Source organism: Pseudomonas sp. SLFW (assembly GCF_009905615.1).
Classification (GTDB): domain Bacteria; phylum Pseudomonadota; class Gammaproteobacteria; order Pseudomonadales; family Pseudomonadaceae; genus Aquipseudomonas; species Aquipseudomonas bambusae.
Genome location: NZ_JAAAKW010000022.1, coordinates 39,193 through 66,170 on the forward strand (window position 1 = coordinate 39,193; position 26,978 = coordinate 66,170).

Sequence of the window (26,978 nt, forward strand, 5' to 3'; positions counted from 1 at the left end):
GCGCAATACACGACGACTATTCATGCCGCTATCGCTTCTCAAACTGCTGCTGGTTGAAGACAGTCCGCACGACGCCGAACTGACCCTGCTCACGCTGGAAAGCAGTGGGCTGAAAATCGACGCCACCCTGGTCTACAACCACCAGGAGGTGGAGCGGGAACTGTTGGTCCGGCGTTTCGACCTGATCCTGAGCGATTACCTGCTGCCTGGCTCCTCCGGGCCCGAAGTGCTCAATAGCGCGTTGCGTCTTGCGCCGCAGACGCCCTTCATTTTTCTTTCCGGCATTTTTGGTGAACAGCACGCGGTCGAGATGATGCGCATGGGCGCCATCGATTACGTGCTCAAGCAAAACCTGAAAATGCTGCCCAAGGCCGTGATTCGTGCGGTCTCCGAGGTCCACGAACGGGAAAAACGCCAGCGCGCCGAGGCGACGTTGCAGGATGCCGAGGTCCGCGCTCATCTGGCCATTGAAGCGGCGGAAATGGGCGTCTGGACCTACGACCCGCGTACCGAGACCCTCCTGTGGGACGAGCGCTGCAAGGCGCTTTACGACGTGCCGGCCGACGCGCCGGTGAGCATGGCGTTCATGTTTTCCCGTTGCCACCCCGATGACCGCGACCTGCTGCAAAGCAAGGTCATGGCAGCCCTTGCCGCCGATACCGGCTTCCAGATCGAACACCGCCTGCTGGTCGAGGGAGACACCGAGCGTTGGGTGTTTTCCAACGGTCGCTCGCTGTTCGAAGACGGTAAATGCGTGCGTTTCACCGGGGTGATGCAGGACATTAGCGAACGCAAGCAGGCGACGCAGGCGCTGCATCAGCTTAATGAAATTCTCGGTGAGCGCGTGGTCCAGCGCACCCGCGAACGCGACCGCACCTGGGAGCTGTCCCGAGAGCTGCTCGGCGTGCTGCGCTTCGACATGACGCCCATCGCGCTCAATCCTGCCTGGGAAGCGACGCTGGGCTGGACCCGCGCTGATTTTCACGCGCAATCGCTGGGCGAGCTGATTCATCTCGACGACCTCGAAGCGACCTTGCGCGAGACCGCGAGCGTTGCCCAAGGCAATGTCACCACCCGTTTCGTCAATCGCATGCGCCACGCCGACGGCAGTTTCCGCTGGCTGTCCTGGACCATCGTGCCTGACGAGGGCCTGATGTATGCCGCCGTGCGGGACATCACCAGCGAACGGGCGGTGGTCGATGAACTGGCGGCCACCAACAAACGTTTGAGAGACCAGATTCGTGAGCGCGAACGGGTCGAAGCGGCGTTGCAGCAGATGCAGCGTCTGGAGGTGGTGGGCCAGTTGACGGCGGGCGTGGCCCACGACTTCAACAACTTGCTTACCGTGATCCTCACCAGCGCCAATTTCCTCGCACGCGACCTGGAAAAAGGCGTGTTCACCAAATCGCCTCAGCGCCTGCAAAACATCCGCTCGGCAGGCGAGCGCGGCGCCAAGCTCACCAGCCAGTTGCTGTCGTTCTCGCGCCGTCAGCGGCTGGAGCCGGTGGCGCTGAACCTCAATGACACCATTGGCGGCATGCGCGAGTTGTTGGCCCGGGCCTTGGGCGGCAGTGTCTGGGTGGAGACCGAACTGGCAGATGACCTGTGGAGTGCGCTGGTGGACCCGACGCAGACGGAGATGATCATCCTCAACCTCGCGATCAACGCCCGGGACGCCATGGCTCAGGGCGGGCAATTGCGCCTGAGCACCTGGAACGAGATCGTCTACCGCTTGCCGCAACGCCCCGAAGACCCGGACCCCGGCGCTTACGTGGTGCTGTCGGTCAGCGATTCCGGCTGTGGCATGAGTGAAGAGGTGCTGGCCAAGGCCTTCGAGCCGTTCTTCACCACCAAGGCGGTGGGCAAAGGCTCCGGTTTGGGGTTGGCGCAGGTGTTCGGTTTCGCCAAGCAGTCCGGAGGTGGCGTGAGCATCGACACCGCCGAAAACGCCGGGACCACGATCAAAGTGTTCTTGCCGAGCATCGCTCGTACCGCGATACCGATGGTCAGCGTGTCCGACATGCCGGGCCACGCCGACGCCGACGACCTGCATCGCACGATCCTGCTGGTGGACGATGATCCCGAAGTGCGTTCGGTGACCGCCATGATGCTCAGTTCGCTGGGGTATTCGGTCGTCGAAGCGGAAAATGGCGATGAAGCGCTGAAGAAAATCGACAGCGGCATCGAGCTGGTGCTGACCGACTTCGCCATGCCCAACATGACCGGCGCCGAACTGGCCGAGATCGTGAGGCGCGACCATCCGGGGCTGCCGATCATGTTCATCACCGGGTTCGCCGACATCGACATCCTTGACGTCGATCAGCAGCTGATCGTGCAGAAGCCCTACAAGGAAGAAGAACTGGCGCGCAAGTTGGCGAATGTGTTGACGAAGAACGGGGCGGGCGTGGCGTCTTAGCCCCCACCGCACATTGGTGTCTGGCTCATCGGCAGGGCTGAATCTGGGGCACGAAACCCGCACGATTCGCTTCTGGCCGCAGGCCGTGGGAGCTGGCTTGCCTGCGATCTGCTGCGAAGCAGCAGCAAAACCTCGCGACTCTTTTTACCTGACACAACGCATGATCAGATTTTGCTGCCGCTGCGCGCCAGATCGCAGGCAAGCCAGCTCCCACGGCCTGCGGCCAGAAGCGACCGGTGCCGGGTCAGTCCTCCCGTGTCAGCACTTCCAGCAACTCAATCTCGAAAATCAGATTCGAATGCGGCGTGATGTGCGCTCCCATGCTGCGTTCGCCGTAACCCAAACGGGACGGCACCCGCAACTTGCGCTTGCCGCCGACTTTCATCCCCATGATTCCGATGTCCCAGCCCTTGATGACTCGACCTGTGCCGATCACGCACTGAAACGGCTTGCCCCGTTCCCAGGAGGAATCGAACACGGTGCCGTCTTCCAGCGTGCCGGTGTATTGCGTGGTGATCAGCGCCCCCTTGACCGCCACTTTGCCGGTGCCTTCTTGCAGGTCGATGATCTGGAGTTCGTCGTTCATGGTGTCGTTCTCGTGGAAACCGAAGCAGGCGGGGGATGCTAATGGCGTGGTGCATCGCTGGCAATATTCATCAGCGCGACGGGGTTCACTGTGGGAGCGAATTCATTCGCGAGAGGGCGGTACATCCGACACCTGTCTATCGTCTGGGAGATTATTCGCGAATAAATTCGCTCCCACAGAGGACGGATTTGCGGACACGCGTTCAACTCCCCACGGATAACCCTTTGGGGGGCATAAAAAACGGCGCGTCCTGCGAGAGGCGCGCCGTTTTCGTTTAGCGGATCAAGCCATCATCATGCGATGACGTCGCTGCTCCACTCGCCATTCACCAGGCGCTTGAGGCCCAGCGGGTTGGCGTTTTGCAGCGCGGCCGGGAGCAGGCTGTCCGGGTAGTTCTGGTAGCAGACCGGACGCAGGAAACGGTCGATGGCCAGGGTGCCGACGGAGGTGCCCCGCGCGTCGGAAGTAGCCGGGAAGGGGCCACCGTGGACCATCGCGTCAGACACTTCCACACCGGTCGGGTAGCCGTTGACCAGGATGCGGCCGACTTTCTCTTCCAGCACCGGCACCAGCCATTGGTATTTCTGCAGGTCAGCGGTTTCACCGATCAGCGTGGCGGTCAGTTGGCCGCGCAACGCTTGCAGCGCCGCTTTCAGTTCGGCGTCGTCCGCCACTTCGATCAGCAGCGTCGTCGGGCCGAAAACTTCTTCCTGCAGCAGTTCGTCACCGTTCAGCAGCATGCTCACGTCCGCCTTGAACAGCTGCGGCTGCGCCTGACGACCTTCCTGCGGTTTGCCCGCCAAGTGCGTGACGCTCGGGTGCGCCAGCAGTTTCTGCACGCCCTTGCCGTAACTGCGCAGGCCGCCTTCGTTGAGCATGGTCTGTGGCGCTTGCCCGCCCATGTGCTCTTTCAGCTGCTCAGTGAACGCGGTCAGGGCAGGGGAGCGAATGCCGATGACCACGCCCGGGTTGGTGCAGAACTGGCCTGCGCCCAGCACAACGGACGCCGCCAGCTCACCGGCAATGGTCGCGCCACGGGCTGTCAGAGCGCCAGGCAACAACACCACCGGGTTGATGCTCGACATTTCGGCAAACACCGGAATCGGCTGTGGACGCTCGGCGGCCAGTTTGCACAGGGCGGTGCCACCGTGCAGCGAACCGGTGAAACCCACGCCCTGAATCGCCGGATGCTTGACCAGACCTTCGCCGACGCCGCTGCCGAAGATCATGTTGAACACACCTTTCGGCATGCCGGTTTTGTCGGCGGCACGCACGATGGCCTGGCCGACCAGGTCAGCGGTTGCCATATGGCCGCTGTGGGCCTTGACCACCACTGGGCAACCGGCCGCCAATGCGGAAGCGGTGTCGCCCCCGGCAGTGGAGAAGGCCAACGGGAAGTTGCTGGCACCGAAGACAGCAATCGGGCCGACGCCGATGCGCAGCTGGCGCAGGTCGACGCGAGGCAGCGGTTTGCGATCCGGCAGGGCCTGGTCAATACGTGCGCCGAGGAAGTCGCCGCGACGCAGGACTTTGGCAAACAGACGCATCTGGCCGCTGGTACGACCGCGCTCGCCCTGGATACGACCCGCAGGCAATGCGGTTTCCTGGCAGACCAGTGCGACGAAGTCATCGCCCAATGCATCCAGCTCGTCGGCAATAGCGTCGAGGAACTCAGCGCGGCGAGCCGGGCTCAACTGGCGGTAGTCGAGAAAAGCGTCTTTGGCAGCGAGGGCGGCAGCGTCGATTTCGCCGTCCGTGGCCTGATGGAAAGCGTAAGGCAGGGCTTCGCCAGTAGTGGCATCCAGACTCTTGTGGCGTGCTTCGCCGAGGCCGCTGCGGGCGCCGCCGATGAAGTTCTGGCCGAGAACATTAGGCATCTGCTTCTCCTGTTATTGTTGGGTCGAAACGGTCGGACAAGGTGTCTGACGAGGAATCGGTAAAAGTGCGTGAAGCGTGCCGCCGATAACGCCGGGCGGGTCATCGCAGTTGACAGTCATCATACAACTGCATTTTTGTGGCCGCAAGGGAAGGGGCGATTCCGGTTGGATGCCGACACTCAAGGGTAGCGGCACGGGTTGTGTCGTTCGCAGCATGGCAGCACGCCGCAAACCTCTGTGGAAGCGGATTTATTCTGGGCTGCATTCCGACAAAGGGGGGACAGGCGGTGGAGATGTAGCGGCTGAACCGGCCCTTTCGCGAATGAATTCGCTCCCACAGAAGATCGAGGCCAGACGCGAGATCCCGGCGCGCCGTCGTGCCCTGTAGCAGGCGGGCTTGCCGAACGCGGCGATCCTGCGGGCGCCCCCGACAATGGCCCCCTGAGCTTTCACCAAATTGGCCGTTTTACCCGCAGCGTCCAACGCATAACCTCGCCATCTGCCCACGATTCCGAGCATCGACATGCCGTCCCGAACCGATATTCATCAGGCATCACCCACGGCCATGAAGGCGATGCAAGCCGTGGAGCAGGCTGTGAGTCATTTGCCCCTGGAAGCGTCGCTGGTGGCGTTGGTGAAACTGCGGGTCTCGCAGCTCAACGGGTGCGCGGCATCGGTGGATCGCTACGCCCATGAGGCGAGTCTGCAAGGAGAGTCCGAGCGCAGGCTCTATACCGTGGCGGTGTGGCGTGAATCTCCCTTGTTCAGCGACCGCGAACAGGCGGCGTTGAACTGGGCCGAGTGCATCACCCGAATCGCTGCGAGCCACGCCCCCGACGCCGATTATGACCAACTGTCGCAGCGCTTCAGCGAAGCCGAACGGGTGGACCTGACGTTGTTGATTGCCACCGTAAACAGTTGGAACCGGCTGACAGTGTGTTTCCGCTGACGGCCGGGCGTCCTACGCAATCTGTCCCAGCACATCCCGCAACCGGTCCAGCGCCGGGTCGATGTCGAGGGTTTCGATGGCACCGAACCCCAGCATCAGGCCATCCCGGGTTGGGGCGCTGTGATAGAAACCGGTCAGCGGGTACAGCCCGATCTCGACCTTGCGCGCCAACTCCACCAACAGCCGCAGGTTGATCGGCACCTTGAACATCACTGCCATGTGAAAGCCCGCCGTGCACGGAATCGCTTCCAGCCAGGGCGACAGGTCGCCCGCCAGACGCGCCAGTATCCGCTCGCGACGCCCGGCATAGATCCCGTGACAGCGGCGGATGTGCTTGTTCAGCAACCCCTCGCTGATGAATTTCGCCAAGGCCCATTGGGGCAGGGTGCTGGTGTGCCAGTCGGTCAGCTGTTTAGCCTTGATCACGGCCTCCAGAATGGCGCTCGGCAGCACCGCATAGCCCAACCGCAGCTCTGGCAATAGGGTTTTGGAAAAGGTCCCGACGTACGCCACGACGCCGAACCGATCCATGCTCTGCAACGAATCCGTGGGGCGCCCTTCGTAGCGAAATTCGCTGTCGTAATCGTCCTCGATGATGATCGCGCCGATACGGCTGGCCTTCTCCAGCAAGGCTTCCCGACGCGCCGCACTCATGGGCATGCCCAGCGGCATCTGGTGAGACGGGGTGACGTAGATCACGTGGGCGTCCTCGGGAATGCCGTCGACGATGATGCCTTCTTCGTCCACCGGCACGCTGACCACATTCGCGCCCTGAGCCGCGAACAGCAGCCGCGCCGGGGTGTAGCCGGGGTCTTCCATGGCCACGGTGCAACCGGGCTCGAGCAAGACGCGGGCAATCAGGTCGAGCGCCTGCTGCGCGCCGTTGCACACCACCACGTCGTCGGCGCTGCATTTCACGCCACGGGCAAACGCGATGTGTCCGGCGATGGCGTGACGCAGCGGCGCGACGCCTTCTGGCTGGCTGTAGAAACCCCGGGCCTGAGACATCTGCCGCAAGGCGTACTGGGTGCAGCGTCGCCAGTCGTCATGGGGGAATTGGGTCTTGGCCGTGGCGCCACCAATGAAGTCGCACCGCAGCGTGCCCTCCAGCGTGGGGTGTCTCAGGGGCAGCGAGATGTCCTGCCACTTTCTCACCACCTTTTGACTGGCGAGGTCCGAGCGAGTCGAGCTGCGTTGGGGTTGAGCGCTCAGGGTGTTGACGAATGTCCCGCTGCCAATCTTACCCACCAGAAAGTTTTCGTAGGTCAGCCGGCTATAAGTGTCGGAAATGGTCTTGCGGGACAATCCCAATTGCGCCGCGAGCAGGCGGCTCGGAGGCAGTTGAACCCCGGCGGCCAGGCGCCCGGATTCGATGCTGTCGCGCAGTTGCTGGTACAGCTGATTCGCCAGGTCCTTGCGGCCTTGAATGACGATGTGAAGTTCCACGCACAGCTCCCAGGCTCAGCGTCCACGATCCGGAATTCTAGTCAGTGGGCGAGGAAGCGGTATAGCTGCGCAGCGAAAAAACCGGCAATTGGTCTCCTGACCGATGCGCAATGGTGCGGTGAAAACCTTCGGGATTGGACGTCGCGTCCGTCCGCGCCGCCCCTTAGGCTGGGGGCCGTGATCATTGAGAAACCGTGAGCTCCCATGGCGCTTCGTCTGGACTACTACACCGCATCCCCGGCAGCGCTCAAAGCGCTCATCCTGCTGGAAGCGGCCAATTTCGACCTCTGCATTGAAAGACCGCTGATGGAGCTGATCAAGCTACGCGTCTCGCAGCTCAACGACTGTGCATTCTGCGCCGACATGCACGCCACCGACGCCCGTCTGAACGGTGAAAGCCCGCAGCGTCTGCATGCGCTGACGGTTTGGCGCACGTCGGACCTGTTCACGCCGCGAGAGCGGGCGGCGCTGGCGTGGTGTGAGGCGGTAACGTTGTTGTCACCGGAGGGGCCACCGGCGGCGTTGTACGAAGCATTGTGCGCCTATTTCTCCGAGCGGGAACGGGTGGACCTGACGGTGGGGATCGCCACCATCAACTGCTGGAATCGCATGGCCGTGGGGTTTCGCAAGGGGCCTGCGGTTTGAGGGCAAACCCGCTATCCTGCCCGCTGCTTTTTTTACCCCCTTTCAAATGCAGCCGGACGGATATCACACATGGAGTTCACCAGCGGCTTTTTGCTGAGCCTTTCGTTGTGCCTGGACATTGGCGTGGCCAACATCGCGATGATCACGCTGGCGATGCAACGGGGCTATCTGCAAGGGTTCTGGCTGGGGCTGGGCACCTGTTTCGGTGATCTGTTCTACGCCATTCTGGCGCTGGCGGGCATGACCGTGCTGTTGCAATACGAATGGGTGCGCTGGGGGTTATGGCTCGGGGGTTCGGTGCTGTTGATCGGCTTCGCGGTGAAGATGGTGATTGCCGCGTTGTCCAGCCACGGTGGCCTGGCCGTGGCCGGGGAGGCGGACAATCGCTCTGGGTTGAGGGAGTTTTCGCGAGGGGTGTTTCTTGCGGTGTCGTCGCCCACGGCCATCCTCTGGTTCGCGGCAGTGGGCGGGACGCTGATCTCGCGGGCGGGCGGACACGGCTCCCTCAGCACCGCGTTTTTTCTGTCCGGTTTCTTCAGCGCGGGCGTGGCCTGGTGCGTGTTCATCTGCTTCGCGGCCAGCCATGGCGGGCGATTGTTGGGGGATCGGCTGCTGAAATACTCGTACTGGGTGTCGGCAGCGATCTTCTGTTACTTCGCTGTGTTCGTGATCGTGTCCGGGTATCACGAATTCATCGTCAACGCGACGCGGGGGTAAGCCGAACCGAGGCGCCATCTGTTCTTCAAACACCGAACGTTTACGTCCATGGGCGCTCATAGACATAAGCAACGGCGTAGACAGGATCGTCCCCAGCCGCGCGTTTGAGCGTGTGGGACGACCTCTCCAAATCCCTTTGAAGACGGAACCCTGGACCCTATGACCACACCGGACAAGCAGTACGTGGAATGGCTGGTTGAGCAATCGATGCTCAACGCCGCACAACAACGCGCCAAGCTCTATGGCGGCCAGGGGCGGCTCTGGCAACGGCCTTACGCGCAGGCCCGCCCTCGGGACGCTTCAGCGATTGCGTCGGTGTGGTTCACCGCCTACCCGGCGTCGATCATCACCCGTGAAGGCGGCTCGGTGCTGGAAGCACTGGGGGATGAAAAGCTCTGGCACGCCTTGTCCGAGATTGGCATTCAAGGCATCCACAACGGCCCGCTCAAAGCCTCCGGTGGCCTCAAGGGGCGGCAGAAAACCCCAAGCATCGACGGCAATTTCGACCGCATCAGCTTCGAGGTCGATGCCGAACTGGGCACTGACGCGCAGTTTCTCAGCCTCAGCCGCATCGCCGCCGCGCACAACGCGGTGATCGTCGATGACGTGATCCCGTCCCATACCGGCAAAGGCGCGGATTTCCGTCTGGCCGAGCTGGCCTACGAGGAATATCCCGGCCTGTACCACATGGTCGAGATCAAAGAAGAAGACTGGTCGCTGCTGCCCGACGTCCCCGCTGGGCGCGACGCCATCAACCTGCCGCCCGCGACCGTGGATGCCTTGCGCGACAAGCATTACATCGTCGGTCAGCTGCAGCGGGTGATCTTTTTCGAACCGGGGGTCAAGGAAACCGACTGGAGCACCACACCTGTCATCACCGGCGTGGACGGCAAAGACCGGCGCTGGGTGTACCTGCATTACTTCAAGGAAGGCCAACCGTCGCTGAACTGGCTGGACCCGAGCTTCGCCGCGCAACAGATGATCATCGGCGACGCGCTGCACGCCATCGACGTGATGGGCGCGCGGGTGTTGCGTCTCGACGCCAACGGCTTCCTTGGCGTCGAGCGCAAGGCCGATGGCACCGCGTGGTCGGAAAGCCATCCGCTGGCGATTACCGGCAACCAGTTGCTGGCGGGCGCGATCCGCAAGGCCGGGGGCTTCAGTTTTCAGGAGCTGAACCTGACCATCGACGACATCGCTGCCATGTCCCACGGCGGCGCCGACCTGTCCTATGACTTCATCACCCGTCCGGCCTACCAGCACGCGCTGCTGACCGGCCGCACCGAGTTTTTGCGGCTCATGCTGCGCCAGGTCCATGACTTCGGGATCGATCCCGCGTCGCTGATCCACGCTTTGCAGAACCACGACGAGCTGACCCTGGAGCTGGTGCATTTCTGGACGCTGCACGCCCATGATCAATACCTGTACATGGGCCAGACCTTTCCCGGCAATATCCTGCGCGAGCACATTCGCGAAGAGATGTATGAACGCCTCGCTGGCGAACATGCGCCTTACAACCTCAAGTTCGTGACCAATGGGGTGTCGTGCACCACCGCCAGCATTATCACAGCGGCGCTGGGCATTCGTGAGTTGGACACCATCACCGCCGACGACGTGAACAAGATTCAGCACATCCACCTGTTGCTGGTGATGTTCAACGCCATGCAGCCGGGGGTGTTCGCACTGTCGGGCTGGGATTTGGTGGGGGCGCTGCCGCTGCCCGCCGAGCAGGTCGCGCACCTGATGGGCGATGGCGACACCCGCTGGATTCATCGCGGCGCCTACGATCTGGTGGACCTGGACCCCAGCGCTGAAACCTCAGCGGGCGGCATGCCGCGTCCGACCGCGCTATACGGCAGCCTGGTCGAACAGCTGCAACGGCCGGACTCGTTCGCCTCGCAGTTGAAGAAAATCCTCGCCGTGCGCCGCGCCTACGACATCGCCGCCAGTCGCCAGATTATGATCCCTGACGTCGAGCATCCGGGCCTGCTGATCATGGTCCACGAACTGCCGGCCGGGAAAGGCACGCAGATCACCGCGCTCAACTTCAGCGCCGAATCCATCGTCGAAACCCTGCACCTGCCGGGCATCGCACCGGGGCCGGTGGTGGATATCATCAACGAGCGGGTCGAGGGCGATCTGACGGAAGAGGGTGAGTTCACCATTACGCTGGATGCCTACGAAGGCTTGGCGTTGCGGGTCGTGAGCATGGTGGCGCCGATGATGTAAAGGCTGCGAACCCTGTGGGGGGCGCCGGAGGTTACGACGGCGGCCAAGCGGACTGTCAGGCAGTTTGTCTGTGACTGATCCACCGCTTTCGCTGCCGTCGTAACCTCCGGCGTTTCCCACAATGTGAACTGCCCTCAATATTCTGGAAACTTCCCTTGTCCATCGCCCAACCCGCTCACAGACCGACCCTCATTCACCTCTGGAGCTACCGCCTGACGTTCCTGCTGTCCGGCATGGCGCTCGGGGCGTGGGCGCCGTTGGTGCCGTTTGCCCGGGACCGTGCGGGGCTGGAAGAGGCCGAATTGGGGTTGCTGTTGCTGTGCTTCGGCGTAGGTTCGATGCTGGCGATGCCACTGGCTGGCGCCTTGACCACGCGCAAGGGCTGCCGCTTCGTGGCGCTGATCGGCGGGGCCTTGATTTGCAGCATGTTGCCGCTGCTTGCCACGCTGTCGTCGTTCACTGCGCTCGCCCTGGCCCTGGCGGTTTTCGGGGCGGGGTTGGGCAGCATCGACGTGGCGATGAACGTGCAAGGACTGATGGTGGAACAGGATCATCGGCGCCCGCTGATGTCAGGGTTTCACGGGCTGTTCAGTCTGGGCGGGATCGTCAGTGCGGGCGCCATGGGGTTGATGCTGTGGAGTGGCGCGTCGCCGTTATTCGCCGTGTCGGTGATGGTGGTAATTGTCGCGGGCACGTTGCTGAGCCAGGCCCGATACTTGCTGCCATTCAGCGCGGACGACCCTTCGACGCCTTTCTCATGGCCGACGGTGAAGGTGCTGATCATCGGCCTGCTGTGCTTCATTGCGTTGCTGGTGGAAGGCGCGATTCTTGACTGGAGCGCAGTGTTTCTCAACCGTGCTCATCAGATTGACCTGTCGGTCGCGGGGGGCGCTTACGCAGTGTTTTCGCTTGCCATGGCAGCGGGCCGGTTTTCCGGCGATGCCTTGAGGAAGCGCTTCGGTGCGGTGAAACTGCTGATCGGCGGCGGCCTGCTGGTCATGCTCGGTTTTGCCATGGCGGTGCTGTTACAACCGTGGCCGCTGTTCTTGCTCGGCTTTGCGTTGATCGGTCTGGGTTTGTCCAACACGTTCCCGGTTTACTGTTCCATCGTCGGTGCGCAAACAGCGATGCCCGCCGGGTTGGGCATCGCGGTCATCACCGGAATCGGTTATTGCGGGATTCTGCTGGGGCCGGCGCTGATCGGCTTTGCCGCACACTTCGTCGGCTTGCGCGACGCACTGTTGTGCGTCGGCACCTTGCTGTTGGCGCAGGTGCTCAGCGCGCGGGCATTGGCCAAGGGCTGAGCCGGTTCAATGCGCGATGAGCCGCTGCGCCAGTTCGGGCAGTAGCACTTCGCAGGACGCTTCGATCTTCAGGTCCAGCACGTCGTCCGCCCGGGTCTTGCCGAGGTTGATGGCGATCAGCGGTTTGCCTTGTTCGACGATGCGCCGACACAGGCGAAACGCCGAAAATGCCATCAGCGACGACCCCACCACCAGTAAACCGTCCGAGGTTTCCACCCGGTCCATGGCCTTGGCCGCCGTGGGCGGCGCAACGTTCTCGCCGAAAAACACCACGTCCGGCTTCATGCGTTCGCCGCCGCAATGAGGGCAGTGGGGCACCTGAAAGCGTTCTTCAAAGGCGGGGTCGAGCAAGGTGTCGCCATCCGGGGCCTGAACCGCATCGACACCGGCCAGGTAGGGGTTCTGCTCCAGTAACGTCAGCTGGATCACGTCGCGCTCGGTGCGCTGACGGCAATCCAGACACAGCACCCAGTGCAGGCTGCCGTGCAGTTCGATCACGTCATGACTGCCCGCTCGGTCATGGAGCGTGTCTACGTTCTGGGTGATCACGCCCCGGATCAGTTCGTGTTGTTGCAACGCGGCCAATGCTCCGTGAGCCGCGTTCGGGTGTGCAGCGCGAACACGTGGCCACCCGAGCATGGCCCGCGCCCAATACCGGCGGCGCGCTTCGGGGGCGTTGAGGAATTCCTGAAACATCATCGGCTGCCGACCCCGTCGCACGCCTTCGCTGTCACGGTAATCGGGGATTCCGGACGAGGTGCTGATGCCTGCGCCCGTCAACACCGTGAACGAGCGTCTGCTCATCCAGTGCAGGAGGGATTCGAGGTGGGAAAGGGCAGGCGTATCGAACATGCGCGGGGCCTCGTGATCGTGGCGGGTGGGCTGATACTAAACGAGGTGGAGGATTTGTGCAGAGCAGGTATTGCCTTGAAATCGATGCTATGGCTCTTTGTACAAGTGAGCTTGCTCGCGATTGCAGTGGGCCAGATATCACCCATCTGGCTGACCCTCCGTAATCGCGAGCAAGCTCACTCCTACAGGTTCAGCGGCGCGCCCGTTTTCGAGACGAACATTGGGCTTTCTGAGGGAGCGAATTCATTCGCGAAAGGCCCGTACAGGCGCAACCTCTCCGTCGTCTGTACTGCCGATTCGCGAATGAATTCGCTCCCACAGGTCATTCGTCAGACCTGAGAGGGGGAATCAGCTCAGCAACTCCGCAAAGGCTTTGTCCGCCTCCAGTACCGCAGGCAATGCCGTGAACAGCGCATCCAGATCAACGCCTTCAAACAGCGGCCCTTCGATGGACTGCTGCGCCTGCGGTGTCGCGCCGCCGTTGCTTTCGAGCGCATCGGACACGGTCAGCGCCTGGGCGACGATCCGGGCTTGGGTCGCGTCGCCGGGGGCCTGCATCGGGCGGGCTTGATAGGCAATCGCCTGCTGGATCACCGGCGGCAACTGCCAGCGACGGGCCAGCTCCGCACCCACTTCCGGGTAACCGAAGCCCAGTTGCAGGGTCTCGATGGCGGCCCGGCTGGTGGTGCCGGTCCTGGTGGCGCTATTGATGCGCTCGGCCACTTGCGGCGCGCCGGTCTGGATCAGCAGCTCGCCAATGTCATGCATCACGCCGCACGTGAAAGCGATTTCCGCGTCGGCGCCCGACTGCTTGGCCAGCAGGCGACAAATCCCCGCCACTTGAAAGCTTTTCAGCCAGAAGCCCTTGAGGTCGAAGCTTGGCCCCGCCTTGAATGCCCCGGTCACCGCCGACGCCAGCACCAGCGTGCGCAGGGTATTGAAGCCCAGGCGCATGGCCGCGTCGTCGATGCTTGAAGACTCCCGCGCCCCGCGAAACCGCGCCGAGTTGGCCAGCCGCAGAATCTTGGCGGAAATCACCGGGTCCTTCTGGATGTTGCGAGCGATGCTCTCAATGTTCGACGACGGGTTGTCGAACTGTTGAATCAGGTCTTGAGCCACTTTGGGAATGCTCGGAAGACTGCCCAAATCCGCGAAGAGTTGCTCGATACCCATGGACGTGCTCCTGTTTCATATGAATTACCAACGATAGGCAAAAATGGCGAATCTGCACGGCGGTTGAGAAGCTTTTGATACAGGCGGCACGAAATCTCGGGTGCATCCACAGAACCCTGTGACACCCCGAGACCTGCAGGAACGTCAAATGACGCACTGCATGGCGACGCCCAGTCCCTGCGGGAGCGAATTCATTCTGGGCGGCATACCGACGAAAGATGTATCAGACGATGTAGATCTATCGGCCGCATCGGCCGCTCGCGAATGAATTCGCGCCTGCAGATGTCCATCCATTTACTGACAATCACGGCGCCGGTTCGCGAAACTGTACGACATTGCCCTCCGGGTCGAACCCGTCACAGGCGGTGAAGCCGCGGGCGGTGAACTGCCCGGCCGGCGCGTCCACCTGCCCACCCAACGCGACCGCCGCTGCGCGGGCGTCTGCCAGGTTTTTCACGGGAAACACCAGCTTGATGGGCAGGTCCACGCGCCGCTGCGGCGGAGAACTGATGATGACCCGGTCGGAAACCGCTTTCGGAATGCCATGAATCACCAGTTGGTAGGTCGGCGACTCCAGCACGATCAACCGTTTTTCAGTGACGGTCTGCGTCATGTCCAGCAGTTCGCGATAAAACGCGGCGACACGGGGCAAGTCTTTGGCGAACAGGACGGCGCCGTGTTTGGGCAGATCGGTCATGGGCTTTCCTTGCTGAACGAGGCTCTGTGGAATCGATTGCGTGTTCCGCCACCGCCTCGAACTGCCGGCGGACCAACGGCAACAGGCGTCAGGTTCGCAGCTTGGCGGCGGTTTTTGAAGAGGGCCTAAAGGCGGTTGGGTGCTCTTTTTTGCTTGTTAAGCGTTGAAGGCAGTTTGTCCGGCAAAAAATCAGTAATATGGCGCAACATCGGTGGGGGCCGTTCCCTCGGCCGAGCCTTCACGACCATATTGATGAAACGCCAGCCCCCACCTGCGGGCGCGCTGGCCAGGAAATAGAGGGTGTCATGGGTAACGAAAGCATTAATTGGGACAAGCTGGGTTTCGACTACATCAAGACCGACAAGCGCTACCTGGCTCACTGGCGCGACGGTGAGTGGGACACAGGCACCCTGACCGAAGACAACGTGCTGCACATCAGCGAAGGCTCGACCGCGCTGCATTACGGCCAGCAATGTTTCGAAGGCCTGAAGGCCTACCGTGCCAAGGACGGGTCGATCAACCTGTTCCGCCCGGACCAGAACGCCGCGCGCATGCAACGCAGCTGCTCGCGTCTGCTGATGCCTCACGTTCCGACCGAACAGTTCATCGAAGCGTGTAAAGAAGTGGTCCGCGCCAACGAACGTTTCATCCCGCCTTACGGCACGGGCGGCGCGCTGTACCTGCGTCCATTCGTGATCGGCGTGGGTGACAACATCGGCGTGCGTGCAGCGCCCGAGTTCATCTTCTCGGTGTTCTGCATCCCGGTCGGCCCTTACTTCAAGGGCGGCATGAAGCCACACAACTTCGTGATCTCCAGCTACGACCGCGCCGCGCCACAAGGCACCGGCGCTGCGAAAGTCGGCGGCAACTACGCGGCGAGCATGATGCCGGGCAGCGAAGCCAAGAAAAACGGCTTCGCCGACGCGATCTACCTGGACCCGCTGACGCACTCGAAAATCGAGGAAGTCGGTTCGGCCAACTTCTTCGGCATCACCCACGATGACCAGTTCATCACGCCTAAATCGCCTTCCGTGCTGCCGGGCATCACCCGTCTGTCGCTGATCGAGCTGGCTGAAAGCCGTCTGGGCCTGAAAGTGACCGAAGGCGAAGTCTTCATCGACAAGCTGGATCAGTTCAAGGAAGCCGGTGCCTGCGGGACCGCTGCGGTGATCACGCCGATCGGTGGCATCAGCTACAAAGACAAGCTGCACGTGTTCCACAGCGAGACCGAAGTGGGTCCGGTGACACAGCGTCTGTATAAAGAGCTGACCGGCATTCAGTTTGGTGAGATCGAAGGCCCGGCGGGCTGGGTCGTCAAGGTCTGAGCCTGATCTGATCCACGCTCGATAAAGAAGCCACCGCCCTCGCGCGGTGGTTTTTTTTGCGCCTGATTTTGAATCCTGTCATCGAACCGTGGTAAACCGCACCTTCGATTCAGTGGCCAATCGGTCCGATTTCAACGCAAAAGCAAGGATGTTTTATGCTGTCACGAGCGGTTTCCCGTCCTTTTCTGCGCTTGCAGCCATTCACCGTTTCCCTTGGCCTGTTCGCCCTCGGCGCTGTGCCCGATGCCTGGGCCAAAGACGATTACGAGTACCCCCACGCCCACGAACCCATCGGCACCGTCGAGCAGATTTACGAAGGCACGATGCTGCCTGACCTCGCGGTCAGCACTTACCGCAACATCGATCGACTATTTCCCACGCGCACGATCGACGGCAGTGACCATCCTTACGCCCTGCCGAAAGCGCCTCGACAGCTGGACAACGTCCACTTCACCTACGAAGGCAAGAAGTACGACCTGTTCGACTACGTCGCGGTGGACAGCATTACCGCGATGCTGGTGATCAAGGACGGCAAAGTCGCCTACGAGACCTACCAGCGCGGCAACACCGACAGGACCCGCTGGATGTCGATGTCCATGGCCAAGTCCGTCACCTCTACGCTGGCGGCTGTGGCGCTGCATGATGGCGCGATCAAAAGCCTCGACGATGCGGTGGTCGACTATGTGCCGCGCCTCAAGGGCAGCGCTTACGAGGGTGTGACGATTCGCAACGTGCTGACGATGACGTCCGGGGTGAAATGGAGCGAAGCGTTTACCGACCCTTCATCCGACCGCCGCGCGTTGTTGCGGGCGCAGATTGCCCAGACCCCGGGGGCGGCGATGACGCTGATGGCGAGTTTGCCGAAAGCGGCCGAACCGGGCACGGTCAACAACTACAGCACGGGCGAGACGCAAGTGCTGGAAGAAGTCATTCGCAGCGCCGTAAAGATGCCGCTGTCCGACTATCTGGAGCAGAAAATCTGGCGACCGTTCGGCATGGAACACGACGCCAAGTGGTGGCTGGATTCGCCCAATGGCCAGGAAATCGGCGGCAGTGGCATCAGCGCGACGCTGCGGGACTTCGGGCGTTTCGGGCTGTTTTTCATGAACGGCGGGAAGATCGCCGGCCAGTCGATTCTGCCGCAAGGCTGGGTTCAGGAAGCCACCGCTCCCACGGTGCTCAAGGACGGCAGCCCGTTGAATTACGGCTACATGTGGTGGCCGGGCCGGACCGAAGCCTCGATCAAGGACGGCGCCTACTCGGCCATCGGCATGCAGGGCCAGAACATCTACATCAACCCGACGCACAACGTGGTGATCGTCACCTTTGGCGATCAACCCAAGCCGCTGCGCCGCAATCTCATCGCGCCGCTGGCGTTTTTTGATGCGGTGGTGGCAGCGCTCGACTAGCCACGTCGTCGATGAAGTCGTCCGGAAAATGGCGGCTTACTGCCCCAGATTGCCCAACAGGTCCGCCTGCACGATTTCGACCCAGTACTCGTCCGGATCGCTGATGAAGGCAACGTGTTTCATGCCTTTGTCCAACCGTTTAACGAAGGGTACGCCCAAGGATTCGAAGCGGGCGCACGCCGCCTCAATATCAGGCACTGAAAAGCAGATGTGCCCGAAACCTCGCGGGTCCTTGTTGCCGTTGTGGTACTGCGAGTCGTCGCTTTCAGTGCCCCAGTTGTGGGTCAGCTCTAGCACCGATTCTCGGCTAAAGGTATGGCTCATGCGTGCCGACGCATCCTCCGGCACTGCCTCGCCTTTGGTCATCGCCAGAAACAGCAGCGAAAACTTCCCCTCGGGAAAATCCACTTGGCGCAGCAGCCGCATCCCCAGCACCCGCGTGTAAAAGTCCAGCGAACGCTCGGGGTCCTTCACCCGCAACATCGTGTGGTTGAACACGTAATCCTGAGTGACGGCGTCCGGCGTAAGGCACACACCGGGTTGGGTTTCGCTGACGAAAGACATGGCAGGCTGCTCGTGATGAGTGAAGCCGACAGTCTAGAAAGGCCGCGGGCGGGGCGGGTAATACCGGATTACTACCGGGTTGTCGTTTGCCGCCACGCACCCTGTCCAGGCTTATAACCACGTAGTAGACCGCTATTACCTTTCCCCCCACGGCGCTACTACTATCAATTCAGCTTGATTGCACCGACAAAAAAAATAACAAGGACAAAAGCCATGAGTGACCTGATACTCGATCGTCGCCGCTTTTTGCAAGGAAGCGGCGGGCTGTTGCTGGGAACGCTGGTGTTCGGTTCCGGCCCTGTTGCACTGCTTGCTCCAAGCCGGACCTGGGCATTGGAGATGAACACACTGGACAGCGCCACCGGCAGCAAGCTCTTGCTGGTTATCCGGCGCATCTTCCCCCACGACACCATGGAAGACGCGGTCTATGCGTTTTCCGTCAAAGCCCTTGATGAAAAAGCCTCCGCGGACCCCAGCGTCGCCGACACCCTGAAGCAGGGTCTGGCCGATCTGGACCAGCGCGCCGGCGGCGACTGGGCTTCGCTTGCTGAAGACAAGCAAGTGGGCATTCTCAAGGACGTGCAGACCGGGCCGTTTTTCGCGCTGGTGCGCGGTGTGTCGGTGAACAGCCTTTACAGCAACGAGCTGGCGTACAAGCACTTCGGCTATGAAGGCGCGTCCTTCCCCAAAGGCGGTTACATCCATCGCGGGTTCAACGACCTGAAATGGCTGCCCAACCCGCCTGTCGATGCCAGCCCGACTGTCCCTGCCTGAGGAGCGCAATCATGACAACGTACAACCTGGATGACGATTCGGTCGTGGTGATCATTGGCTCGGGCGCGGGCGGCGGGACGCTGGCCAACGAACTGTGCCAAAAGGGCGTGTCGGTGGTGTTGCTGGAAGCCGGGGCGCGGCAGTCCACGGGCACGTTCATCAACGACGAGTGGCCTTCTTTTTCGCAACTGTCCTGGGGTGACATGCGCACCACTTCAGGCTCATGGCGGGTGGCCAAGGACTTCCCCAATCTGCCCGCCTGGATCTGTAAAACCGTTGGCGGCACCACCACCCACTGGGCGGGCGCGAGCCTGCGTTTTCAGGAGCACGAATTCCGCGCACTGGACACCTACGGCCAGGTGCAGGGCGCCAATCTCTTGAACTGGCCCATCACTCTGGCCGAGATGGAACCGTATTACGCCCGCGCCGAGGACAAAATGGGCGTGACCCGCACCCATAACATCGAGGGATTGCCGGGTAACAACAACTTCAAGGTGCTGTACAACGGCGCGCAGAAGATGGGCTACAAGGAATGCTCCACAGGACACATGGCGATCAACAGCAAACCCCGTGGCGATCGGGCCGGGTGCCAGCAGCTGGGCTTCTGCTTCCAGGGCTGCAAGATGGGGGCTAAGTGGTCGACGCTGTACACCGAAATCCCCGCCGCTGAAGCCACGGGCAAGCTGGAACTGCGCACTCAATGCCATGTGGCGAAAATCGAGCACGACGACAAGGGCCGGGTCAACGCGGTGGTGTATTTCGACGGGCTCGGCAAGGAACAGCGGCAAAAGGCGCGGGTGGTGGCGGTCGCCGGTAACTCCATCGAAACCCCACGGTTATTGCTCAATTCGGCCAGCAGTCAGTTCCCTCACGGTCTGGCGAATGGCTCGGGGATGGTCGGCAAACATTACATGCGCCACACCACCGGTACTGTTTTCGCGTCGTTTCCCGAGGACGTGCACTTCTACCGCGGCACCATCATGGCCGGGATTGTCAGCGACGAGATTCACCACAAGCCGGATCGCGGCTTCGTCGGCGGTTATGAGATGGAAACGATCTCCCTTGGGCCATCGTTCCTCGCGGCGTTTTTCAATCCGGGGGCGTGGGGCCGGGATTTCACCGATGTGATGGAGCAGTACAGCAAGCTCGCAGGGATGTGGATCGTCGGCGAAGACATGCCTCAGGAAAGCAACCGGATTACCCTCAACGACAGCATCAAGGACAAGTACGGCCTGCCGGTGCCCAACGTGCATTACGACGATCACCCGAATGACCTGGCGATGCGCGAACACGCATTCAAGCAAGGTGAAGCGCTGTATTCATCGGTCGGCGCTGTGAAGACGTTCCGCGTTCCGCCGTACCCTTCGACACACAACCTGGGCACCTGCCGCATGAGCGAAAAGCCGCAGGATGGGGTGTGCAACCAGCATGGGCAGAGCCATGAGATTCCGAACCTGTTTATTTCGGATGGCAGCCAGTTCACCACCAGTGCGGGGGAGAATCCGACGTTGACCATCGTGACGTTGGCGATTCGGCAGGCGGAGTTTATAGCGCAGGCGATGAATACGCGGGCGGTTTGACATGAACGGACGCCTCTCGGCCGGTAGGCCGAAGCGTTCAGTCGTAGCAGCACGGCTCGCCAGCGGTGGTGATTTTTCAGGCACCATCGCCAGCGAGCCGTGTGCGCTATGGCATCACCGAATCCCGAATGTCCGATCCAGCGACAGCGGCCCCGCGCCTTTGCCGATGATGATCAGCAGCAACCCAGCCCAGCTCAGGTGGGTAACCCACGCATCCGGGTAGACGAAGATTTCGATCACCAGCGTCATGCCTAACAAGGCGAATGCCGACAGTCGTGAGAACAGGCCAAGAATCAGCAACAGCGGAAACAGGTGCTCGGCATACGCCGACAAGTGCGCGGCAATTTCCGGAGGAATCAGCGGCAGTTTGTACTCACTGCGAAACAGTTCGTAGGTACTGTCGGTAATGGTCAGAAACCCCTCGACTTTGGTTCGCCCCGACATCAGAAAAATGCCTGCGATGGCGACGCGCGCCACCAGCGACAACACCGAGTCGGTGATCATCAGCGAGAGGCGATCAGCGAAGCGATTCCAGCCGCCGCGCAGAGTTTGGGATTGCGAGGTGTCAGTGTGCAGCGTGTCCATGGCGTCCTCCAATGGATCAATGTGGGTCAGTGGCGGCGAAAACATCGGCGCTGACCAGTCGTGTCAGCAGTTCAAGAATGTCGAGCGAAGGTTGCAGGGCGCTGGCGTGTTCAGCGGCTTGCGCCAGCGTCTGTCCGGCGGCGCAGGCGTCGAGAAAACCACAGCCGCCCACGTCCAGCGATTGCCAGCCGACCGCGCCTTCGCTGCGCACCAGCAACGCGCCTTCACCTCGCCAGTCCAGTTGTTCCGGCATTGCCAGCCCCTCGCGGTTATGGCGCCAGATGCTGAAAACAGGTTGGTCCGCAAACCAGGTCCAACGCGCGGCCGCCCTGGGTTTCAGCAACAATGAAGCGAGCTGTTCCGGCGCAAGGCGGGCGATGTGATTCATGTCCAGACCGGGTTCGTCGAGGGCGGTGTGGCAGTGGGTCCAGAGCAAATCCAGTCGGGCGACATTGCCCAGATACGGTAAGTCGCGGGCGTGTTCGAATTGATCGAGAAACTCAGGGAATGCGCGGCCGTGATGGATCAATCGCGCATCCGACGGGGGCGTTTGTTGCGCATGAATCGACGCTGCTGCCGTCAACCAGTCACTGCCCACGAGGCGCTCGACCGTGGGGAAGTTGGCAATCAGCGCATCGACCGCGCCTTTCATCACGGTGTTGCGGTAGACCGTGAAACCCGGTTGCTCCGTCAACATCGACAGTGCTACGGCGTTGGGGTCATAGAGGGCTTCAACGAACGCGTCCTGGAACGCTTGCAGTTTCATGACACGGCCTCCAGCAGCGCTTGTGCCCGGTCCCGCTCCAGCAACAGTTCAGTGAACGATGGCAGATTATCGTCCCGCTCGATCAGGGTCGGGCGAGGGCCGATGCGTCGAATCAGCCGTTCATACAAGGCCCAGACCGGTTCGGCCACCAGCGCATCGTGAGAGTCGACCAGCAGCGCCGCGCCGCCGGGATCGACACTGTGTCCTGCCAGGTGAATTTCCAGAATGGCCTCCCCGGGAAAGGCATCCACGTAGGCATTGGCGTCGTAGCCCATGTTATGGGCACTCAGGAAAACGTTGTTGATGTCCAGCAGCAGGCCGCAGCCGGTGCGTTGGCTCAGTTCGGTGAGGAAGTCGATTTCGCTGAAGTCATGGCCGTCCAGCGCGAGGTAATGGCTGGGGTTTTCGATGGCCAGCCGCCGCCCGAGGAAAGCCTGGGTGCGGTGCACGTTGTCGGCGATGCGCTGCAAAGCTTCCTCGGTGCGAGGGAAGGGCAGCAGATCGGGGTGATACTGACCCCGCCAGGTGGACCAGGCGAGGTGCTCGGAAATAAGGGCTGGCTGAACGCGGTCGGCAAGGGCCTTGAGGCGTTTCAGGTGTTCGATGTCTGGCACGCAATCGGCTGCCAGCGACAGTGAAACACCGTGCAACGAAAGCGGGTGGCGACTGCCGATTGCTTCCAGCCATGCCAGGCGAGGGCCGCCGTCGATCATGTAGTTTTCCGGGTGGACTTCAAACCACAAACCGGTGGCCGCGCAGTCGTGTGCGGCCTCGTAGTGGTCGGCCTTGAGGCCCAGTCCCGCGCCCAGTGTAGAAGGGGTGTTCATGATCGACGTCTGCCCTTGCGATGGTTCAAGCGTTCAGCTTTTCAGGTCTGACGAATTACATCGGGGTCAGCGAACCGGTGCCGTGTGGGGTCTTGATGGAGGTGCATGTGCCAGCGGGTACGTTTTTCCAGGCGTTGGTCTGGTAGTCGGTTTTGGAGGTGCCTGCGCAGGTGGTACCGGCGCCAGCCTTGCAATCGTTTTTGCCAGCCATCGATACGCCGTAGCATTTTTCCATGGCAGGCGCGGAGCCTGTTTCAGCAGCGCTGACGCCAGTAGCGATGGAAGCGAAAGCCAGAGCGACAGCAGCGAGGGAAAGAGTTTTCATCAGGGGTATCTCCAGGTTTTTGAATGAGAGAATCGCGGCACCGGCATGACAGCCATGCTGTGCATCAGATTCGAGGGGTAGTTCGCTGGAGATTCGAAATCGGTTACGGCCCTCTGCAGATTTTTTTAAAAAAACTTCTGGTCACCTTGAAATCAGCCCACCACACCGTATTCGAGCAACAGGTTCGACAACCAGTCCATGAACACCCGACAGCGTTGCGGCAGGTGCCGCCGGTGGGCGTAGAGCAGCGAGACAGGCATCGGGGCGGGCAGGTAATCCGGCAGGACTTCCACCAATTCGCCGCGTTCGAACTGGTACTCGTGCGCCAGTCGCGGTACCTGCACGATGCCCAGCCCACCGAGGCATGCGGCTTCGTAGGCTTCGATGTAATTGACCGTGACGCTGCTGGGCATCGGCACGTGATGGTCCTTGCCGTCCCGGTGGTATTCGAACGTGGCCGTGCTGGCCCCGAACGCTGACACGTAGTTGATCAACTGATGCTGCTGCAGGTCGTCGAGGGTCTGGGGAATGCCGAACCGCTCGGCGTATTCGACGCTGACGCAATTAACCATCTGAAAGTGGCCGATCTTGCGCGCCACCAACGTGGTGTCAGGCAGCTCACCCACCCGCATCACGCAATCGAACCCTTCGCGTATCAGGTCGACGCGGCGGTCGGTGCTGCTGATCTCCAGTTCGATCAAGGGATGCCGATCAATGAATTCGCGAACGCGCGGCATGACCAGCCGACGAGCGACGGCGGTGGGCATGTCTACCCGCAAACGACCGCTGAGCACGGCGTTGTCCTGACGAAACAGGCCTTCCAGTTCGTCCATCTGTGCGAGCAAATCCTTGCTGCGTTCGTACAGCGCCTGGCCATCCGGTGTGGTCTGGACTTTGCGCGTGGTGCGCTGAAGCAGCCGGGTGTCGAGCAACTGTTCGAGGGCACGAATCTGTTCCGACACGCTGGAGCGCGGCAGCCCCAGTGCATCGCTGGCCAAGGTGAAACTGGACAGTTCCGCGACCCGGACGAAAGTCTTGAGCAGGTCGAGTTTGTTCATCGTGGGAGGCCTATTGTTCGTGGTGGTCGATCAGTCATGTCGATCAATGCGGGTTTATCTGGTGGTACGCCGAACAATACAGTGGTCGCCACTGACTGAATACAGCCAATTGAGGGCATCACCATGAGTCAAAAGATCGCGATCATCACCGGCGCCAGCCGCGGCCTGGGCAAAAGCGCAGCGCTTCATCTGGCTCGGGAAGGCGTGGCCATCATAGGCACTTATCACAGCCGTGAAGACGAGGCGCAGCGTGTAGTCGCTGAGATCGAAAACCTCGGTGGCAAGGTCAAGATGCTGCAACTGGACGTGGGCGACAGCAGCCGTTTCGAGACATTTGCCACGCAGGTGTCGGCGCTGCTGAGTGCTTATTTCAAGGCGGAGCGCTTTGATTTTCTGGTCAACAATGCGGGTATCGGCATGTACGCCAGCTGCGCGGAGACCACCGAGGCGCAGTTCGACCAGTTGATGAACGTGCATTTCAAGGGGCCGTTTTTCCTGACCCAGAAACTCTTGCCGCTGATCGCCGACGGTGGGCGGATCGTCAACATCTCATCCGGCCTGGCGCGGTTCTCACCGGTGGGCTACGCGGCGTATGCGTCGATGAAGGGCGGTATCGAAGTCTGGACCCGCTACCTGGCCAACGAACTGGGGCCTCGGGGCATCACCGTGAACGCCTTGGCCCCTGGCGCCATCGAGACAGACTTCGGCGGCGGCACTGTGCGGGACAACGCTGATGTGAATGCGTGGGTCGCCTCCAACACCGCTTTGGGCCGCGTCGGTCTGCCAGACGACATCGGAGCAGCGATTTCGATGCTGCTGGGCGAGGGCGGTCGCTGGATCACTGCGCAGCGCATCGAGGCGTCGGGCGGAATGTTTGTCTGACGACAGGTCGCTCACCCGTTGATGTAATAGATGCACAACGACAGCGTCACCAGCGAACCCAGGGTTGAAATCAGGATTGTGCTGGAGACCACCGACGCTTCGCGTTTGTAGTATTCGGCCAGCATGAACGGCCCGGTGCCGGTGGGCAGGGCGCTGAGCAGCAGTGCCGAGTTCGCCCACAGCGGCGGCAGGTGGAAGACCTTGAACGCCAGGAACCATGTCAACAAGGGATGAGCGATCAGTTTGATCAACACCAACAGGCTCGTGCCATGGCGCGGGCCTTGTTGTTTTTGCGCCAGAAACAGGCCCAATGAAATCAGCGCACACGGGGTGGTCGCCGCGCCCAGCAGGCTGAGGAATTTGTCCAGCGGCCCCGGCAGCGGCATGCCCGTCCACGCCCAGCACGCCCCCAGAATCGGCGACACCACCAGCGGGTTTTTCGCCAGCGCACCCAACACCTTGAGCACGATGCGGTGCACGTGGGCTTCGCTTTGCAGACCGATTTCGATGCACACCAGCGTGATGCCGAACAGCACGCAGACCACGATCAACGACGCGATCAGCGCCGGTTCAAGGCCACTCTGGCCCAGTACCATCACGCACAGCGGAATGCCGATGTAACCGGTGTTGGCGTAGGAAGCGCTCAAGGCGTCGATGCTGGCGTCGGCAAAGTGACCGGCTTTCTTGCGCCGTAACAGCAAGGTGACGACGAACATGACCATCGTCGAGAGGGTGAACACCAGCACGAATCCGGGGTGCCAGATTTGCTCCCACGTGGCGGTGGCCGTGGCGGTGAAAAGCAGGGCGGGAAGACACAGCCACACCACCATTCGGTTGATTTCCGAGGCGGCGGTCGGGCCGAGCCGGTTGGTGCGTCGGCACAGGTAACCGACCAGAATCAAGGCGAAGATCGGCAGCAAAACATTCAAAACGGAAGACATCGACTCTCGGCCCTGGCGTTTGAAAGAACCCTCAGAAGGGAGGCTTGAAACAAGCGGCAAAGATTAAAGTCGGAAATCGTTAGCGTCCAACCTTTCTCGCCCTTAGGACACATTTTTTCGGGATGACAGGCCTGATCTAGAGCGGCTGGCGCGGGGAGGGTGCCCGAGGGAGGTTCGAGCACCGGGGTGGGGCATTATTTCTTCATCGGCGCGATGTCGGTGATCTGGCCGTTGGTGGTCTGGACCTGCACGTATTTGTTGTTGATGCGCACCCACTGGCTCTGTTCGGCGGGGGCGTGGAGGCCTTTGGCTTTCCAGTCTTTGATGGCTTCGCCGGGACGCTGGAATTTCTCCGGCACACGGTCGCCTTTTTCGAGGTCGCGAAGGTTGTCCTTGGACGATTGAACGGTTTGCGCAGGGGCGTCTTCTGCCTGCACGGCGAAACTGGCGAGCGACACGCAGCCCAGGATCGTCAGGCCAGCGATGAGCGATTTGCTGTTCATTCGAAGCTCCTTATCCAGCGCGTAATGCGCCGTCATAAGGTCCGACCGTAAGAGGCCTCGATCATTCAGTCGTTTTGCGCAGGGTGCCTGGTAAGCACGCTTACCCTCGGCGTCGGAAGGCTCCGGTATTCGGGCTGCCGAGACGCCGTGGGGAAGCGACGTTCTAAAGCCTTAGTGCGCCACTGCCTGATTTACGGCTTCGGTAAACGGCGTGGTCGGGCGACCGATCAACGCGCTCAACTGACGGCTTTCGTCGAACAGGGCACCCTTGGCAGCCGCCGCATCGGAGTTGGCCAGCAGCTCGGCAACGAATTCGGGTAGACCGACGTTCAGCAAGGCGGCTTTGTAGTCGGCTTCCGGCAGATTGATGTATGCAACGGGTTTGTTCGCATGGCGAGTCACTTCGGCGGCCAGATCGGTCAGCGTGTAGGACGCATCACCGGCCAGTTCGTAGACCTTGCCCGCCTGATTGTCAGAAGAGGTCAGCACCGCAGCGGCCGCTGCGGCGTAATCGGCGCGGGCGGCGGAACTGATGCGGCCTTCACCGG

25 protein-coding genes and 1 pseudogene are annotated in these 26,978 nt (G+C 61.5%); 11 read left to right on the top strand and 15 right to left on the bottom strand.

Annotation, left to right across the window (positions count from 1 at the left end; genetic code table 11):
• Nucleotides 1–22 precede the first annotated feature (22 nt).
• A complete protein-coding gene (locus GVN17_RS25670; RefSeq protein ID WP_166598087.1) occupies nucleotides 23–2,416 on the top strand; it encodes a hybrid sensor histidine kinase/response regulator in 2,394 nt (797 codons plus the stop codon).
• A 244-nt stretch (nucleotides 2,417–2,660) separates the two neighbouring features.
• On the opposite strand, the gene GVN17_RS25675 is transcribed toward GVN17_RS25670, so the two are convergent.
• Together GVN17_RS25675 and GVN17_RS25680 are read right to left on the bottom strand one after the other, a co-directional pair.
• Nucleotides 2,661–3,002, bottom strand: a complete 342-nt coding sequence (locus GVN17_RS25675; protein ID WP_166598088.1) for an FKBP-type peptidyl-prolyl cis-trans isomerase — start codon at nucleotides 3,000–3,002, stop codon at nucleotides 2,661–2,663.
• A 293-nt stretch (nucleotides 3,003–3,295) separates the two neighbouring features.
• A complete protein-coding gene (locus GVN17_RS25680; RefSeq protein ID WP_166598089.1) occupies nucleotides 3,296–4,879 on the bottom strand; it encodes an aldehyde dehydrogenase (NADP(+)) in 1,584 nt (527 codons plus the stop codon).
• A 523-nt stretch (nucleotides 4,880–5,402) separates the two neighbouring features.
• Here GVN17_RS25680 and GVN17_RS25685 point away from each other — a divergent pair.
• Nucleotides 5,403–5,828, top strand: coding sequence for a carboxymuconolactone decarboxylase family protein (locus GVN17_RS25685; RefSeq protein ID WP_166598090.1), 426 nt, complete (start codon nucleotides 5,403–5,405; stop codon nucleotides 5,826–5,828).
• Between the two features lie 12 nt (nucleotides 5,829–5,840).
• Here GVN17_RS25685 and GVN17_RS25690 read toward each other — a convergent pair whose 3' ends face one another.
• The gene (locus tag GVN17_RS25690; protein WP_166598091.1) at nucleotides 5,841–7,274 is read right to left on the bottom strand and encodes a PLP-dependent aminotransferase family protein; all 1,434 of its coding nucleotides are present in this window, start codon (nucleotides 7,272–7,274) and stop codon (nucleotides 5,841–5,843) included.
• 204 nt (nucleotides 7,275–7,478) lie between these two features.
• On the opposite strand from GVN17_RS25690, the gene GVN17_RS25695 reads away from it, so the two are divergent.
• From GVN17_RS25695 to GVN17_RS25710, 4 genes are all read left to right on the top strand, one after another.
• A complete protein-coding gene (locus tag GVN17_RS25695; protein ID WP_166598092.1) occupies nucleotides 7,479–7,919 on the top strand; it encodes a carboxymuconolactone decarboxylase family protein in 441 nt (146 codons plus the stop codon).
• Nucleotides 7,920–7,988: 69 nt separating this feature from the next.
• On the top strand, nucleotides 7,989–8,636 hold the full coding sequence (locus tag GVN17_RS25700) for a LysE family translocator (RefSeq protein WP_166598093.1): 648 nt from the start codon (nucleotides 7,989–7,991) through the stop codon (nucleotides 8,634–8,636).
• 159 nt (nucleotides 8,637–8,795) lie between these two features.
• Complete coding sequence (treS, locus tag GVN17_RS25705; protein ID WP_166598094.1) at nucleotides 8,796–10,865, top strand: maltose alpha-D-glucosyltransferase; 2,070 nt, start codon at nucleotides 8,796–8,798, stop codon at nucleotides 10,863–10,865.
• A gap of 155 nt (nucleotides 10,866–11,020) precedes the next feature.
• Complete coding sequence (locus GVN17_RS25710; RefSeq protein WP_256665385.1) at nucleotides 11,021–12,169, top strand: MFS transporter; 1,149 nt, start codon at nucleotides 11,021–11,023, stop codon at nucleotides 12,167–12,169.
• 6 nt (nucleotides 12,170–12,175) lie between these two features.
• Here GVN17_RS25710 and GVN17_RS25715 read toward each other — a convergent pair whose 3' ends face one another.
• The 3 genes from GVN17_RS25715 to GVN17_RS25725 form a co-directional block, all read right to left on the bottom strand.
• Nucleotides 12,176–13,021 carry an NAD-dependent protein deacetylase gene (locus GVN17_RS25715; RefSeq protein WP_166598095.1) on the bottom strand — a complete coding sequence of 282 codons (846 nt, stop codon included), beginning with the start codon at nucleotides 13,019–13,021 and terminating at the stop codon, nucleotides 12,176–12,178.
• Between the two features lie 348 nt (nucleotides 13,022–13,369).
• On the bottom strand, nucleotides 13,370–14,194 hold the full coding sequence (locus tag GVN17_RS25720; protein WP_166598096.1) for an HDOD domain-containing protein: 825 nt from the start codon (nucleotides 14,192–14,194) through the stop codon (nucleotides 13,370–13,372).
• Nucleotides 14,195–14,498: 304 nt separating this feature from the next.
• Nucleotides 14,499–14,891 carry a VOC family protein gene (locus tag GVN17_RS25725; protein WP_166598097.1) on the bottom strand — a complete coding sequence of 131 codons (393 nt, stop codon included), beginning with the start codon at nucleotides 14,889–14,891 and terminating at the stop codon, nucleotides 14,499–14,501.
• 305 nt (nucleotides 14,892–15,196) lie between these two features.
• Here GVN17_RS25725 and GVN17_RS25730 point away from each other — a divergent pair, with 305 nt between their 5' ends.
• The gene (locus GVN17_RS25730; RefSeq protein WP_166598098.1) at nucleotides 15,197–16,216 is read left to right on the top strand and encodes a branched-chain amino acid aminotransferase; all 1,020 of its coding nucleotides are present in this window, start codon (nucleotides 15,197–15,199) and stop codon (nucleotides 16,214–16,216) included.
• 155 nt (nucleotides 16,217–16,371) lie between these two features.
• Nucleotides 16,372–17,625 (top strand): serine hydrolase, encoded by a 1,254-nt coding sequence (locus GVN17_RS25735; protein ID WP_166598099.1) that lies wholly within the window; start codon nucleotides 16,372–16,374, stop codon nucleotides 17,623–17,625.
• A gap of 36 nt (nucleotides 17,626–17,661) precedes the next feature.
• Here GVN17_RS25735 and gloA read toward each other — a convergent pair whose 3' ends face one another.
• Nucleotides 17,662–18,189, bottom strand: a complete 528-nt coding sequence (gene gloA / locus GVN17_RS25740) for a lactoylglutathione lyase (RefSeq protein WP_166598100.1) — start codon at nucleotides 18,187–18,189, stop codon at nucleotides 17,662–17,664.
• Between the two features lie 213 nt (nucleotides 18,190–18,402).
• Between gloA and GVN17_RS25745 the strand changes: the two genes are divergently transcribed.
• Together GVN17_RS25745 and GVN17_RS25750 are read left to right on the top strand one after the other, a co-directional pair.
• The gene (locus GVN17_RS25745; RefSeq protein ID WP_166598101.1) at nucleotides 18,403–18,963 is read left to right on the top strand and encodes a gluconate 2-dehydrogenase subunit 3 family protein; all 561 of its coding nucleotides are present in this window, start codon (nucleotides 18,403–18,405) and stop codon (nucleotides 18,961–18,963) included.
• 11 nt (nucleotides 18,964–18,974) lie between these two features.
• Entirely contained in the window at nucleotides 18,975–20,543 is a 1,569-nt protein-coding gene (locus GVN17_RS25750) for a GMC family oxidoreductase (RefSeq protein WP_166598102.1), read from the top strand.
• A 114-nt stretch (nucleotides 20,544–20,657) separates the two neighbouring features.
• On the opposite strand, the gene GVN17_RS25755 is transcribed toward GVN17_RS25750, so the two are convergent.
• The 5 genes from GVN17_RS25755 to GVN17_RS25775 all read right to left on the bottom strand — a co-directional run bounded on the left by GVN17_RS25755 (nucleotide 20,658) and on the right by GVN17_RS25775 (nucleotide 24,104).
• A complete protein-coding gene (locus GVN17_RS25755) occupies nucleotides 20,658–21,128 on the bottom strand; it encodes a DoxX family protein (RefSeq protein WP_166598103.1) in 471 nt (156 codons plus the stop codon).
• 16 nt (nucleotides 21,129–21,144) lie between these two features.
• Nucleotides 21,145–21,894, bottom strand: a complete 750-nt coding sequence (locus GVN17_RS25760) for a DNA-binding domain-containing protein (RefSeq protein ID WP_166598104.1) — start codon at nucleotides 21,892–21,894, stop codon at nucleotides 21,145–21,147.
• Entirely contained in the window at nucleotides 21,891–22,721 is an 831-nt protein-coding gene (locus GVN17_RS25765; RefSeq protein WP_166598105.1) for a DUF692 domain-containing protein, read from the bottom strand. Before GVN17_RS25765 ends, GVN17_RS25760 begins: the two co-directional genes overlap by 4 nt.
• 55 nt (nucleotides 22,722–22,776) lie before the next feature.
• A complete protein-coding gene (locus GVN17_RS25770; protein ID WP_166598106.1) occupies nucleotides 22,777–23,046 on the bottom strand; it encodes a DUF2282 domain-containing protein in 270 nt (89 codons plus the stop codon).
• A 152-nt stretch (nucleotides 23,047–23,198) separates the two neighbouring features.
• Entirely contained in the window at nucleotides 23,199–24,104 is a 906-nt protein-coding gene (locus tag GVN17_RS25775) for a LysR family transcriptional regulator (RefSeq protein WP_166598107.1), read from the bottom strand.
• A 123-nt stretch (nucleotides 24,105–24,227) separates the two neighbouring features.
• Here GVN17_RS25775 and GVN17_RS25780 point away from each other — a divergent pair, with 123 nt between their 5' ends.
• Nucleotides 24,228–24,986: an SDR family NAD(P)-dependent oxidoreductase gene (locus GVN17_RS25780; protein ID WP_166598108.1), complete on the top strand. Its 759-nt coding sequence runs from the start codon at nucleotides 24,228–24,230 to the stop codon at nucleotides 24,984–24,986.
• Between the two features lie 11 nt (nucleotides 24,987–24,997).
• Here GVN17_RS25780 and GVN17_RS25785 read toward each other — a convergent pair whose 3' ends face one another.
• The 3 genes and pseudogenes from GVN17_RS25785 to GVN17_RS25795 form a co-directional block, all read right to left on the bottom strand.
• A complete protein-coding gene (locus GVN17_RS25785; RefSeq protein WP_166598109.1) occupies nucleotides 24,998–25,927 on the bottom strand; it encodes an AEC family transporter in 930 nt (309 codons plus the stop codon).
• A 194-nt stretch (nucleotides 25,928–26,121) separates the two neighbouring features.
• The gene (locus GVN17_RS25790) at nucleotides 26,122–26,430 is read right to left on the bottom strand and encodes an RcnB family protein (RefSeq protein ID WP_166598110.1); all 309 of its coding nucleotides are present in this window, start codon (nucleotides 26,428–26,430) and stop codon (nucleotides 26,122–26,124) included.
• A 171-nt stretch (nucleotides 26,431–26,601) separates the two neighbouring features.
• Nucleotides 26,602–26,978 (bottom strand): annotated as a pseudogene (locus GVN17_RS25795) (KR domain-containing protein); the annotation flags it as partial.

Bases quoted from the DNA above. Each gene is read 5' to 3' on its own strand.
- GVN17_RS25670 (WP_166598087.1), top strand. From the start codon at position 23: ATGCCGCTATCGCTTCTCAAACTGCTGCTGGTTGAAGACAGTCCGCAC.
- GVN17_RS25675 (WP_166598088.1), bottom strand. From the start codon at position 3,002: ATGAACGACGAACTCCAGATCATCGACCTGCAAGAAGGCACCGGCAAA.
- GVN17_RS25680 (WP_166598089.1), bottom strand. From the start codon at position 4,879: ATGCCTAATGTTCTCGGCCAGAACTTCATCGGCGGCGCCCGCAGCGGC.
- GVN17_RS25685 (WP_166598090.1), top strand. From the start codon at position 5,403: ATGCCGTCCCGAACCGATATTCATCAGGCATCACCCACGGCCATGAAG.
- GVN17_RS25695 (WP_166598092.1), top strand. From the start codon at position 7,479: ATGGCGCTTCGTCTGGACTACTACACCGCATCCCCGGCAGCGCTCAAA.
- GVN17_RS25700 (WP_166598093.1), top strand. From the start codon at position 7,989: ATGGAGTTCACCAGCGGCTTTTTGCTGAGCCTTTCGTTGTGCCTGGAC.
- treS (WP_166598094.1), top strand. From the start codon at position 8,796: ATGACCACACCGGACAAGCAGTACGTGGAATGGCTGGTTGAGCAATCG.
- GVN17_RS25715 (WP_166598095.1), bottom strand. From the start codon at position 13,021: ATGTTCGATACGCCTGCCCTTTCCCACCTCGAATCCCTCCTGCACTGG.
- GVN17_RS25720 (WP_166598096.1), bottom strand. From the start codon at position 14,194: ATGGGTATCGAGCAACTCTTCGCGGATTTGGGCAGTCTTCCGAGCATT.
- GVN17_RS25725 (WP_166598097.1), bottom strand. From the start codon at position 14,891: ATGACCGATCTGCCCAAACACGGCGCCGTCCTGTTCGCCAAAGACTTG.
- GVN17_RS25730 (WP_166598098.1), top strand. From the start codon at position 15,197: ATGGGTAACGAAAGCATTAATTGGGACAAGCTGGGTTTCGACTACATC.
- GVN17_RS25735 (WP_166598099.1), top strand. From the start codon at position 16,372: ATGCTGTCACGAGCGGTTTCCCGTCCTTTTCTGCGCTTGCAGCCATTC.
- gloA (WP_166598100.1), bottom strand. From the start codon at position 18,189: ATGTCTTTCGTCAGCGAAACCCAACCCGGTGTGTGCCTTACGCCGGAC.
- GVN17_RS25745 (WP_166598101.1), top strand. From the start codon at position 18,403: ATGAGTGACCTGATACTCGATCGTCGCCGCTTTTTGCAAGGAAGCGGC.
- GVN17_RS25750 (WP_166598102.1), top strand. From the start codon at position 18,975: ATGACAACGTACAACCTGGATGACGATTCGGTCGTGGTGATCATTGGC.
- GVN17_RS25755 (WP_166598103.1), bottom strand. From the start codon at position 21,128: ATGGACACGCTGCACACTGACACCTCGCAATCCCAAACTCTGCGCGGC.
- GVN17_RS25760 (WP_166598104.1), bottom strand. From the start codon at position 21,894: ATGAAACTGCAAGCGTTCCAGGACGCGTTCGTTGAAGCCCTCTATGAC.
- GVN17_RS25765 (WP_166598105.1), bottom strand. From the start codon at position 22,721: ATGAACACCCCTTCTACACTGGGCGCGGGACTGGGCCTCAAGGCCGAC.
- GVN17_RS25770 (WP_166598106.1), bottom strand. From the start codon at position 23,046: ATGAAAACTCTTTCCCTCGCTGCTGTCGCTCTGGCTTTCGCTTCCATC.
- GVN17_RS25775 (WP_166598107.1), bottom strand. From the start codon at position 24,104: ATGAACAAACTCGACCTGCTCAAGACTTTCGTCCGGGTCGCGGAACTG.
- GVN17_RS25780 (WP_166598108.1), top strand. From the start codon at position 24,228: ATGAGTCAAAAGATCGCGATCATCACCGGCGCCAGCCGCGGCCTGGGC.
- GVN17_RS25785 (WP_166598109.1), bottom strand. From the start codon at position 25,927: ATGTCTTCCGTTTTGAATGTTTTGCTGCCGATCTTCGCCTTGATTCTG.
- GVN17_RS25790 (WP_166598110.1), bottom strand. From the start codon at position 26,430: ATGAACAGCAAATCGCTCATCGCTGGCCTGACGATCCTGGGCTGCGTG.